The sequence below is a fragment of the Eikenella sp. Marseille-P7795 genome (assembly GCF_916618725.1).
Taxonomy (GTDB): Bacteria; Pseudomonadota; Gammaproteobacteria; order Burkholderiales; family Neisseriaceae; genus Eikenella; species Eikenella longinqua.
The window spans coordinates 39,367-50,641 of record NZ_CAKAJZ010000005.1 but is presented as its reverse complement, the minus strand read 5'-3'; the positions used below and the strand labels follow the sequence as shown (position 1 = coordinate 50,641).

At 58.2% G+C, this 11,275-nt stretch carries 12 protein-coding genes and 2 pseudogenes; 13 read left to right on the top strand and 1 reads right to left on the bottom strand.

Features of this window, described 5'->3' with window-relative positions; all coding sequences use genetic code 11:
• Positions 1-186: 186 nt before the first annotated feature.
• The 13 genes and pseudogenes from ccoN to LG371_RS08415 all read left to right on the top strand — a co-directional run bounded on the left by ccoN (position 187) and on the right by LG371_RS08415 (position 10,667).
• Entirely contained in the window at positions 187-1,629 is a 1,443-nt protein-coding gene (ccoN, locus tag LG371_RS08475; protein ID WP_067594283.1) for a cytochrome-c oxidase, cbb3-type subunit I, read from the top strand.
• A gap of 37 nt (positions 1,630-1,666) precedes the next feature.
• Entirely contained in the window at positions 1,667-2,290 is a 624-nt protein-coding gene (gene ccoO / locus LG371_RS08470) for a cytochrome-c oxidase, cbb3-type subunit II (RefSeq protein ID WP_225748255.1), read from the top strand.
• A gap of 17 nt (positions 2,291-2,307) precedes the next feature.
• Positions 2,308-2,520, top strand: coding sequence for a hypothetical protein (locus tag LG371_RS08465; RefSeq protein WP_067594279.1), 213 nt, complete (start codon positions 2,308-2,310; stop codon positions 2,518-2,520).
• Positions 2,520-3,536 (top strand): annotated as a pseudogene (ccoP, locus tag LG371_RS08460) (cytochrome-c oxidase, cbb3-type subunit III); the annotation flags it as partial. The gene LG371_RS08465 and the pseudogene ccoP, both read left to right, overlap by 1 nt.
• Before the next feature lie 183 nt (positions 3,537-3,719).
• Positions 3,720-5,012 (top strand): serine--tRNA ligase, encoded by a 1,293-nt coding sequence (gene serS, locus LG371_RS08455; RefSeq protein WP_067594275.1) that lies wholly within the window; start codon positions 3,720-3,722, stop codon positions 5,010-5,012.
• 70 nt (positions 5,013-5,082) lie between these two features.
• Positions 5,083-5,916 carry a PHP domain-containing protein gene (locus LG371_RS08450; RefSeq protein ID WP_067594273.1) on the top strand — a complete coding sequence of 278 codons (834 nt, stop codon included), beginning with the start codon at positions 5,083-5,085 and terminating at the stop codon, positions 5,914-5,916.
• A 65-nt stretch (positions 5,917-5,981) separates the two neighbouring features.
• The gene (locus tag LG371_RS08445; protein WP_067594271.1) at positions 5,982-6,251 is read left to right on the top strand and encodes a hypothetical protein; all 270 of its coding nucleotides are present in this window, start codon (positions 5,982-5,984) and stop codon (positions 6,249-6,251) included.
• A gap of 151 nt (positions 6,252-6,402) precedes the next feature.
• Positions 6,403-6,570 (top strand): hypothetical protein, encoded by a 168-nt coding sequence (locus tag LG371_RS08440; RefSeq protein ID WP_156503567.1) that lies wholly within the window; start codon positions 6,403-6,405, stop codon positions 6,568-6,570.
• Positions 6,571-7,121: 551 nt separating this feature from the next.
• Entirely contained in the window at positions 7,122-7,517 is a 396-nt protein-coding gene (locus LG371_RS08435; RefSeq protein ID WP_225748254.1) for an Imm63 family immunity protein, read from the top strand.
• A gap of 43 nt (positions 7,518-7,560) precedes the next feature.
• A pseudogene (locus LG371_RS08430) lies at positions 7,561-7,667 on the top strand (IS5/IS1182 family transposase); the annotation flags it as partial.
• A 106-nt stretch (positions 7,668-7,773) separates the two neighbouring features.
• Positions 7,774-9,153: a DNA repair protein RadA gene (gene radA, locus LG371_RS08425; protein ID WP_225748253.1), complete on the top strand. Its 1,380-nt coding sequence runs from the start codon at positions 7,774-7,776 to the stop codon at positions 9,151-9,153.
• 200 nt (positions 9,154-9,353) lie between these two features.
• On the top strand, positions 9,354-9,899 hold the full coding sequence (locus LG371_RS08420) for a hypothetical protein (protein ID WP_225748252.1): 546 nt from the start codon (positions 9,354-9,356) through the stop codon (positions 9,897-9,899).
• A gap of 84 nt (positions 9,900-9,983) precedes the next feature.
• Positions 9,984-10,667 (top strand): alpha/beta hydrolase, encoded by a 684-nt coding sequence (locus LG371_RS08415; protein WP_067594267.1) that lies wholly within the window; start codon positions 9,984-9,986, stop codon positions 10,665-10,667.
• A 314-nt stretch (positions 10,668-10,981) separates the two neighbouring features.
• On the opposite strand, the gene LG371_RS08410 is transcribed toward LG371_RS08415, so the two are convergent.
• Complete coding sequence (locus tag LG371_RS08410; protein ID WP_067594266.1) at positions 10,982-11,269, bottom strand: hypothetical protein; 288 nt, start codon at positions 11,267-11,269, stop codon at positions 10,982-10,984.
• Between the last annotated feature and the right edge of the window lie 6 nt (positions 11,270-11,275).

The following is an 11,275-nucleotide window of genomic DNA, read 5'->3' as shown; positions in this document are numbered from 1 at the left end:
TGATGTGTATTTTTGTGGTTATAGTGTGTGTTTTGTTTTAAAATATACCGCTTAAACTGTGCGCAGTCTATGTTGGACGGACCGGCGGCGGTTGCTTTTCATATTAAAAATAAATCGGACACGGCGGCAAGGCTTTGCCGGCAAAGCCGATATTGAAGTGTACAGCCATCTTTATGGAGGTTTTTCATGGAAACACAAACCTATAACTACAAGGTAGTGCGGCAGTTTGCCGTGGTGACGGTGGTGTGGGGTGTGGTTGGGATGCTGGTTGGGGTGATTGTGGCGGCTCAGCTCTATCTCCCCCAGCTGAATTTGTCTGAAGTCGGCCCGTGGTTTCACTTCGGCCGTCTGCGCCCGCTGCACACCAATGCCATTATTTTTGCGTTCGGCGGCTGCGGCTTGATTGCCACGTCTTATTATGTGGTGCAGCGCACCTGTAACGCCCGCCTATACGGCGGCTGGTTGCCGGCCTTCACTTTTTGGGGCTGGCAAGCAGTGATTGTGCTTGCTGCCATCACCCTGCCGTTGGGCTACACCCAGGGCAAGGAATATGCCGAATTGGCCTGGCCGATCGATATTTTAATTGCCGTAGTGTGGGTGGCTTATGCCATCGTGTTCTTCGGCACCATCGCCAAGCGCAAAATCAAGCATATTTATGTGGCCAACTGGTTCTACGGTGCTTTCATTTTGGCAGTGGCGCTGTTGCATATTGTGAACAATATTGCCGTGCCGGTGGGCTTGTTCCGCATGACCTCCTATCCGATTTACGGCGGCGCCATCGATGCGATGGTGCAGTGGTGGTATGGCCATAATGCGGTGGGCTTTTTCCTGACCGCAGGCTTCTTGGGCATGATGTATTACTTCGTGCCCAAACAGGCCGGCCGCCCGGTGTATTCCTATCGTTTGTCGGTGGTGCACTTCTGGGCGCTGATCTTTACCTATATGTGGGCCGGCCCGCACCATCTGCACTACACCGCTCTGCCCGACTGGACTCAATCTCTGGGCATGGTGTTGTCGCTGATTCTGTTTGTGCCTTCTTGGGGCGGCATGATCAACGGCATCATGACCCTCTCCGGCGCGTGGGACAAACTGCGCACCGATCCAATCCTGAAATTCCTGGTGGTTTCCCTCTCTTTCTACGGCATGTCTACCTTTGAAGGCCCGATGATGTCGATCAAAACCGTGAACGCCTTGAGCCACTACACCGACTGGACGGTCGGCCACGTGCATGCCGGCGCCTTGGGCTGGGTGGGTTTCGTAACCATGGGTTCGATTTACTATCTGATTCCGCGCCTGTTCGGCCGCAAAGAAATGTACAGCACCAAGCTGATTGAAGCCCATTTCTGGATTGGCACCGTGGGTATCGTGCTCTATATCGCTTCCATGTGGATTGCCGGCGTGATGCAGGGCTTGATGTGGGGGCAGCTCACCGACAACGGCACTTTGGCCAACCCGGATTTCGTTACCAGCGTGGCAGCCACGATGAAGTATTACCTGATTCGTTTGATGGGCGGCTTGCTGTATCTGTCCGGCATGCTGCTGATGGCCTACAACGTGTACCGCACCGCAACGGCGGGCAAGCCGGTGGATGCCGAGATCCCCGCGCTTACGCACAGCCAGCAGCATTAACACGATAAAATAACAGAAGAAAGAACAGGCTACCAAAATGCAACTACAAAAACTTGCCGAAGAAAAAGTAGGCTACCTGATTGTTTTTACCTTTCTGCTGGTGAGTATCGGGCTGTTGGTTGAAGTCGTGCCGCTGTATTTCAGCCCGGTGGTAACCGAGCCCATTCCCGGCGTGAAGCCCTATACCGCTCTTCAGGTAGCCGGCCGCGATATTTATATTCGCGAAGGCTGCTACAACTGCCACTCGCAGATGATTCGTCCGTTCCGTGCGGAAACTGAGCGCTATGGCCATTATTCCGTGGCCGGAGAATCGGTGTACGACCATCCCTTCCAATGGGGTTCCAAACGCACCGGTCCGGATTTGGCTCGTGTGGGCGGCCGTTATTCCGACGAGTGGCATCGCCGCCACTTGATGGATCCGCGTTCCGTACAGCCTGAATCCAATATGCCGGCTTTCCCCTGGCTGGCGCGTAAGCGTGTGGACGGTGCGGAAGTTGCCCGCCATATGCGCGCCTTGCGTGCGGTAGGCGTGCCTTATTCCGATGAGGAAATCGCCGCCGCCCCGGCCGAGGTGGAAGGCAAATCCGAGATGGAGGCAGTTATCGCCTACCTGCAAGGCTTGGGTTTGGCGCTGAAAAATAACAATATTGGAAAACAATAATAAAGGCAGGGTAATCGATGGAAGCGGGTATCGTATGGGCTAAAGTGTCGCCCTTCTTGGTTGGTATCGTATTCTTGGCGATTGTGCTGATCGCGTTCAGCCGTAAAACCAAACAATACTATCAAGATGAGGGTTGGCGCGTGGTGGAGGATGAAGACAGCGTTGTGTCTGCCGAATCTTCCGCCGACAGCCCCGATATGCCGCATTCAAGAGATAACGGAGCACAATAATGAATACATCCCACTTCACCAGCAATTTTTGGAACTACTATATCGCCGTCATTGTCGTGGTCAGCTTTATCGGGCTATTGTGGCTGATTTTGTCGCAAAACAAGGTTAAACTACCGCCCAAAGGCGAAGACGTGAAAACCACCGGCCACGCTTGGGACGGCATCGAGGAATACAACAACCCGCTGCCGCGTTGGTGGTTTTATCTGTATATCCTGATTTGGTTGTTCGGTATCGGCTATTTGTATGTGTATCCCGGCTTGGGCGACTACAAAGGCGCCATCGGCTGGACCAGCACCAACCAATACGAAACCGAAGTAAAAGAGGCTAATGCCCAGTTTGCGCCGGTATATGCCAAATTTGCCGGTATGAGTGTGGAACAGGTGGCCGCCGATCCTCAGGCGCAGCTCATCGGTAAAGACCTGTTTGACACCTATTGCATCCAGTGCCACGCGGCCGACGCGAAAGGCCAAACCGGCTTCCCCAACCTCACCGACAACGACTGGCTGTGGGGTGGCTCGCCCGAGCAAATCCACCAGAGCATCGCGAAAGGCCGCATCGGCGTGATGGCAGCATGGGGGCCGGCATTGGGTGAAGAAGGCGTGAAAAACGCCGCCAACTATGTATTGTCTCTGTCTGGCGCGGCACACGACGAAGAGCGTGCCAAACGCGGCGACGCCATTTTCCACGGCCCGCCCGCCAACTGCTTCGTTTGCCACGGCGACAAAGGCCAAGGCGTGCCCGGCGCCGGTCCGAACCTGACCGACAAAGTCTGGTTGTGGGGCGGCAGCGAAAAAGCCATCATCGAAACCATCACCAACGGCCGCCACAGCCAAATGCCGGCCTGGGAAGGCTTCTTGGATGAAAACAAAATCCACATCCTGACCGCCTACGTATGGGGCAAATCCCATCCCAACGGCGCAGACAAGCCGGCTGCCGTGCCCGCTTCCGCCCCGGCAGCGCCGGCATCTGCCGCCGCTGAAGCCTCTGCTGCTTCAGGAAGCGCTTCGGCCGCAGCAAAATAAACCCTGTCGCCGCATAGCTGAGGCTACCTGAAAAACAAAATCCCGTTTTTCAGGTAGCCTTTCCCTTATCCCACGTTTACAATATACGGCCGAAATCATTGCATTCCCGCCCAAGCGGCCGAGCCGCCCCGGGAAGCCACCTTTTGGCAACCGCCGAACTTTCACAGGAGCAACGCCATGCTAGACATCCAACTCCTCCGCCACGATGCCGCCGCCGTAGCCGCCAAACTGGCTCAGCGCGGATTTGTTTTCGATTCCGCCGCCTTTGATGCCTTGGAAACACAACGCAAAGCCCTGCAAATGCGCACCGAAGAATTGCAGTCGCGGCGCAACAGTGTGTCCAAACAAATTGGCGCGCTGAAAGGGCAGGGCAAACACGCCGAAGCCGAAGCTGCCATGGCCGAAGTGGCGCAAATCAAAACTGATTTAGAACAAGCCGATACCGATTACCAAGCCGTGCAAGCGCAAATCGACGCCCTGCTGCTAGGCATTCCCAACCTGCCGCACGACAGCGTGCCCGTGGGCAAAGACGAAACCGAAAACGTAGAAGTGCGCCGCGTGGGCGAGCCGCGCCAATTTGATTTCGAAATCAAAGACCACGTGGATTTAGGCGAAAAACTCGGCCTCGATTTCGAAACTGCCGCCGCCCTTTCCGGCGCCCGCTTCAGCCTGATGAAAGGCCCGGCCGCCCGCCTGCACCGCGCCCTGGCGCAATTCATGCTCGACACCCACACCCAGCAGCACGGCTACACCGAATGCTACACGCCCTATATCGTGAGCGACAGTACCCTGGTCGGCACCGGCCAGCTGCCCAAATTCGGCGAAGACCTGTTCCACGTTACCCGCGGCGGCGACGAGAGCAAAACCACGCAATATCTCATCCCCACCGCCGAGGTAACGCTCACCAACACCGTGCGCGAGCGCATCCTGCCCGCCGACGCCCTGCCCATCAAGCTCACCGCCCATTCGCCCTGTTTCCGCAGCGAGGCCGGCTCGCACGGCAAAGACACGCGCGGCCTCATCCGGCAGCACCAGTTCGACAAAGTGGAAATGGTGCAAATCGTCCACCCCGAAGCCTCCTACGCCGCGCTGGAAGAAATGGTTGGCCACGCCGAGCGCATCCTGCAACTGCTCAAGCTGCCCTACCGCGTCATTACCCTGTGCACCGGCGACATGGGCTTCGGCGCTGCCAAAACCTATGACCTGGAAGTGTGGGTGCCCGCGCAAAACACCTACCGCGAAATTTCCAGCTGCTCCAACTGCGAAGACTTCCAAGCCCGTCGCATGAAAGCCCGCTTCAAAGACGAGAGTGGCAAAAACCGCCTTGTGCATACCCTCAACGGCTCCGGCCTCGCTGTCGGCCGCACCTTGGTGGCCGTGCTGGAAAACCACCAAAACGCCGACGGCAGCATCAACATCCCCGCCGCCCTGCGCCCCTATTTGGGCGGTTTGGAAAAGCTCGTTCCGTAAATTAAAAGGCTACCTGAAAACTGATTTTCCGTTTTCAGGTAGCCTTTAATGCTGCCAACTACCTGATTGAATGATAGATTTACACTGCCACTCCAATATCTCCGACGGCGCCCTGCCACCGCGTGAAGTGGTGCGGCTGGCGCACGCCAACGGCTGCACCCTGCTCGCCCTTACCGACCACGACCATACCGGCGGCCTGGCCGAAGCGCGGCAGGAAACAGACGCCTTGGGCATGCGCCTGATTAGCGGCGTGGAAATCTCCGTGAGCTGGCGCAAGCGCACCATCCACATGGTCGGCCTGAATTTCGACGAGCACAACAGCGGGCTGCAAAATCTGCTTGCGCGCGTGCGGCAGGGGCGGCTCGAACGCTTTGCCCGCATGGCCGAAAAACTCGAGCGCAGAGGCATGGCCGGCGCCTATGAAGGCGCGCTCGCGCTGGTGCCCAACCGCGAAATGGCCAGCCGCACCCACTTGGCGCAATGGCTGATCGAGCAAGGGCATGTGCGCAACAAACAGCAGGCCTTCAAAAAATACCTGGGCGATGGCAAACCCGCCTGGGTAAAGCACGAATGGGCATTGCTGGAAGAGGCGGTGGCAGCTGTGCTCGGCGCAGGCGGCATCGCGGTGATTGCTCATCCCATCCGCTACGGTTTGTCGGCCACCGCGCAGCACAATTTATTTAACGAATTCAAAGCACTAGGCGGACAAGCCATCGAAGTGCACAGCGCCACCACCAATCTGAACGACCGCCTCAACTACGCCCGACTGGCCGAGCAGTACGGTTTTCTCGCCAGCGCCGGCAGCGATTTCCACCGCGTGGGCGACTTCGGCAGCGGCAGATTGGGCGCCTGCCCGCCGTTGCCGGAGCGTTGCCGGCCGGTTTGGCAGGAATTTTGCTTGTAAACCAGAATCGGGCGGCCGCGGCCGCCATGCCTCATCCTAGGAAAACGGTATCAGAAGGAAATAACATGTTGAAACAATTTGAAATCAACAACTACGTGAGAAAACAGCTGCAAGATTACCTCAACGAGAAAAAACTCACGCTGGAGCAGGCCATGGCCGAAGAAGCCAGCAACAACGAGATTGCCGCCATCGTGCACGGCGGCCTGCCCGGCATGGTGCGCAAAATTTATTCGCTGGGCAAAATGCAAGCTTTCTTCTGGGAAAAGCGCGATTTAATTCAGGGCTTTATTGCAGAACGTCTGCAAGCGCCCGCCAAACCGGCCAAGAAGAAATAAGCCGCGTCGGCGGCGTTTGGCTTGAAGCACGGGTTTGAACGGCGCCGGGGCTTCGTTTTCAGGTAGCCTGCCTGTGCGGGCTGCCGCCAATAGTTTCCACGTCAGAGCAGGGCGTGGGAAGTCAATATTTAGCAAATGAGAAAGGGTTGAAATGTTTTTAGTATGGTTGGCAATTATTTTGGGCGGCGTGGTGGCTTTCTTCTTTTTCCGCAACCGCAAAATCGAGCAGGAATTGGAACGCGAGCGCCGCGAAGAAGAAATCGAAAAGATTTTGGAACGCAAACGCAAAGAAATCGAGCAGGATAAAACGCTGAACTGATCCGTTTGGGTTTTGGCCCGCACGGTTTGCTTGGCAAATCCGTGCAATGCCGCCTGTCAGTCGGCCGCTTTCGGGCGGCCGATTTGCTTTGCTTTCAGGGTAAGGCTACCTGAAAGCGCAGCTTCAACGAAGTTAAAACAAAATCTTGCCGCAGCCGAAATAAAGTTTCTGCAAAGTTAAGCTAACTTGTCGGCTTCGGGCGGCTGCTTCTGCATACCAAACGCCAACGGCTTAATTCCAGCGTGGCAACGCGGTACAATCGGGCGCAAGCCCAATCTGGCATATAACAAGCGCCATGTTCCACATCCTCAAAACCATCTGGCAAGGCCTCAACCAGTCCGGTCGTACCTTTCCCCACCAGCTTGCCCGCCACGGCTTCACTTCAGCCGCGCAATTCGGCAACGAGAGCAATTACACGCTGAATTTCTGCAAAACAGATTTTCAGGTAGTCTGCACCCCCCCCACCCCATTACGGAGCCAACCATGCCATCAGATCCCTCGCCACGCTGCGCCAAAAAATCCACCAAGCGCGCGACGGTCTGCTCGCCGCCGTGCGCCGCGCCGGCTTGCCCGACGACAGCTTTGCTTGGCTGTATTTCGCCGACAGCACCACCGAAGCCTTTCCCGACGGCTGCACCATCGCCTACCGCCAAACCGCCGCGCACGGCTCATACCGCTACATCATTGCCGAGCGTGGCAGAATACTGCGCGACGACCGCTCAACCAGCCTGCACCGCTTTCTCTACTACCCCCTGCAAGACATCACCCACCAAGCCGCCTGCCGCCACGAGCTGGACCACCGGCAGCCCAACCAAGATTTCCGCCGTATCCTGTTTGTCAAGCAGCTCAAACTCTTGGCAAAAATCCACCCTGATTACGCCGCTCGCCGCCAAGCCGAAATCGACGCCATATTGCGGCAACACCCCTATCGCGACGATGCAGCCTGAAACGCCCAATCCGATTTCCGTTTCGCAGAAATTCCGTTACGCTACGTTTTATAGTGGATTAAATTTAAATCGGGACAAGGCGGCGAGCCGCAGACAGTACAAGCAGTACGGCAAGGCGAGCCAACGCCGTACCGGTTTAAATTTAATCCGCGATAGCTTCGCAGAAACCCAGCCTTGCTCCACAAAGACACCACTTCCAGGTAGTCTCCCTCCCCAGCCAAAGGCTACCTGAAAAATAACCCCACAAAGGACCCCCATGGCCAAAGCCCCCAAAACCCTCTACACCTGCACCGAATGCGGCGGCACCGTGCCCAAGTGGCAGGGCAAATGCCCGCACTGCGGCGAATGGAACACCCTGCAAGAAGGCATTGCCGCGCCCGAGCCGAAAAACGCCCGCTTCCAGTCGTGGGCGGCGGACACCTCGCAAGTGCAGGAATTGTCCAAAGTAACCGCCGCCGAAGTGCCGCGCGAGCCCACTGGCATGGGCGAACTTGACCGCGTGCTCGGCGGCGGGCTGGTGGACGGCGCGGTCATCCTGCTCGGCGGCGACCCGGGCATCGGCAAATCCACGCTGCTCTTGCAAACCATTGCCCTGATGGCGAAAAAGCGCAACGTGCTGTATGTGTCCGGCGAGGAATCCGCCCAACAGGTCGCCCTGCGCGCCCAACGGCTCGGCCTGAACGCGGACGGCGTGCATCTGTTGGCGGAAATCCGTTTGGAAGCCGTTCAGGCTGCCTTAAAGCAGCACCAACCTGCCGTGGTGGTCATCGACTCCATTCAAACCATGTATTCCGACCAAATCATCTCCGCGCCCGGCTCCGTGTCGCAGGTGCGCGAGTGCGCCGCGCAGTTCACGCGCATGGCCAAGCAGATGGGCACCGCCATGATTTTTGTCGGCCATGTAACCAAAGACGGCGCGATTGCCGGCCCGCGCGTGCTCGAACACATGGTGGACACCGTGCTGTATTTCGAGGGCGACCAGCATTCCAACTACCGCATGATACGCGCCATCAAAAACCGCTTCGGCGCGGCCAACGAGCTGGGCGTGTTCGCCATGACCGAAACCGGCCTCAAAGGCGTGTCCAACCCCTCCGCCATCTTCCTCGCCAGCTACCGCGACGACGTGGCGGGCTCGTGCGTGCTGGTTACCCAAGAAGGCAGCCGCCCGCTGCTGGTGGAAATCCAAGCCTTGGTGGACGACGCGCACGGCTTCACGCCCAAACGGCTCACCGTGGGCTTGGAGCAAAACCGCTTGGCCATGCTGCTGGCCGTGCTCAACCGCCACGCCGGCATCGCCTGCTTCGACCAAGACGTGTTCATCAACGCCGTGGGCGGCGTGAAAATCAGCGAGCCAGCGGCGGATTTGGCGGTGATTCTGGCGATGGTGTCCAGCTTCCGCAACAAGCCGCTGCCCGAAAAAATGGTGGCCTTCGGCGAAATCGGCCTGAGCGGCGAAGTGCGCCCCGTGGCGCGCGGGCAGGAGCGGCTGAAAGAAGCGGAAAAACTCGGCTTCCAGCGCGCCATCGTCCCCAAGGCCAACCTGCCGCGCAATAAAAAAGAATTCCCCAAGCTCGAACTCTTCGGCGTGGAGCGGCTGGACGAGGCGGTGCGGTTGTGCAGGGATTTGGTAGATTAAGTTTCAGGTAGCCTGCAATCGGCGAAAGGCTACCTGAAAAGTATATCTGTAAGGCTGAAATGCACACGGTAAATTTATGATGAACCTATCCCCCATTATCGAAAAACTGCACCGCGCTTACACCGATTTCCTCGCCTGGAAAACCGCCGAATTCGGCAGCCTGCCCGAGCAGGAAATCGGCGGCGAATGGGAATGCAACTATGCCGCCATGCCCGAAGTGTGGGCGGCGTGTTTCGATTTCGCGCAGCAGCTTCCCGCGCACCAATGGCAGCCGGAGCAGGCCGCGCAGCTGCTTTATCCTCACCGCCCGCGACAACGAAAGCGAATACATTGCGGGAATGCTGCCCGAGCCCGCCCTGCTGCGCCTGTGCGACACCTATCGGCAGCAGCCCGTGTACGATGCGGGCTGGCAGCTGGCTGTACAGCTCCCGCGCCTGTCCGACCGTGCCGCCGCATGGCAATGGGCGGAATATTTCTGCAACGACCCCGACGAATACACCTGCCGCCGTGCCCTGACGGTATCCGGCAGCCTGCACGCGCCGCACACCGAACGCTACGCCGAATGGTTTTGGCAGCGCGACACTTTCCGCCATACCAAAGGCTGGGATGCCGAGGAATACCAGAGAATCGCCGTGTTGCAGGCTTTGGCCGCGATGGGCTCGCCCTTGCTGCCCCAATATTTACGCTTGGCGCGGCAAGACGGGCGGCAGTATTTGGTGCAGCAGGCGCAGGCCTTGGGCGGCTAGGCAGCTTTTGGTTTCGCAGAAAATGCGCTGCCGTTTTTCAGGTAGCCCCTTATTCAAAATTCTTTGACATAGAGAGCAAACATCATGACCCAGTTTCCCATCCGCACCCTACAAGCCGCCGGCAAAACCGTTTATCTTGCCGAAACCGCAGACTGCCGCCCCGACAGCCCGCTGGTGCTGACCTTCCTGTCCCAAAAAGAAACCGCAGAGCTGGCCGCCCTGCTGCCTGAAATCCCGCTGCGGCTGGCGGCGGTGGACGAACCGGATTGGGAGGCGGCGTTCACGCCGTGGGCGGCACCGCGTGCGTTTAAGGGCGCGGCCGATTTCGGCGGCGGGGCGGATGATTACTTGGCCATGCTGGAACAACGGCTGCTGCCGCAGTTGGAGGCGGAGTTGGCAATACAGCCCGCATGGCGCGGGCTGGCGGGCTTTTCGCTGGGCGGGCTGCTGGCGGCATATGCGGCCTACCGCAGCGGTGCGTTTGCCCGTCTGGCGGCGGTGTCGGCTTCGCTGTGGTTCGACGGCTGGCCGGAGTTTGCCGCCGAACACGCCTTCCGCACGCCGCCGCAGCGCGCCTATTTTTCGGTGGGCGACAAGGAGAAAAACAGCCGCAACCCGCGTTTGGCCTGCGTGGAAGACAATATCCGCGCCACGGCCGAACTGTGGCGGCAGCGCGGCGTGAACACGCGCTTCGAGCTGAACCCGGGCGGCCATGTGGCCGAGGTGGCGCAGCGGATGGCGCGGGCGGTCGCTTGGCTGGCGAAATAGGTTTCCGCTTCGCCGAAGCTCAAATTGGCTGCGCGAAGGCATGGTGTTCACTGCGTTGAGGTTTACGCTTTTAGGTTGCCTAGGGCGTGCTTGAGGCTACCTGAAAAATATAGTGGATTAACTTAAACTAGGGTTGCGTTGCCTCGCCTTGGCCGGATTTTTGTTAATCCACTATAATTTGCATGAAAATCAGTGGGTAATATTTTCAGGTAGCCTAATGTGCGCTAGAGGCTACCTGAAAACCGGCAAACGGATTGCGCACGCATGAAAAAACAGCCCGAAGGCTCGGGCTGTTTGCGTATCCGGTGGAAAGTTTAGCGGCAGGACAAGCCCAAGATGGTGGGCGGGTTGCCGTTGGACAGTTTGATGCGGCAGGTGGTGCCGGAAGTGCCGGATACCACGGCGTAGCGCGCGCCGCCTTCGCTGCGGACGCTCACGTTCATCGGCTCTTTCACGCCCATGGATTTAGACGTGTGCGCCAGGTTTTGCACCAAATCCGGCGGCAGGCCGGAAGAATCGTTGGCGATTTTTACGCTGTCGGCCGCCCATGCGGACGCAATAGGCAGCAAGGCCAGCATCAGAATAGTCAGTTTGCGTTGCATAGTGGT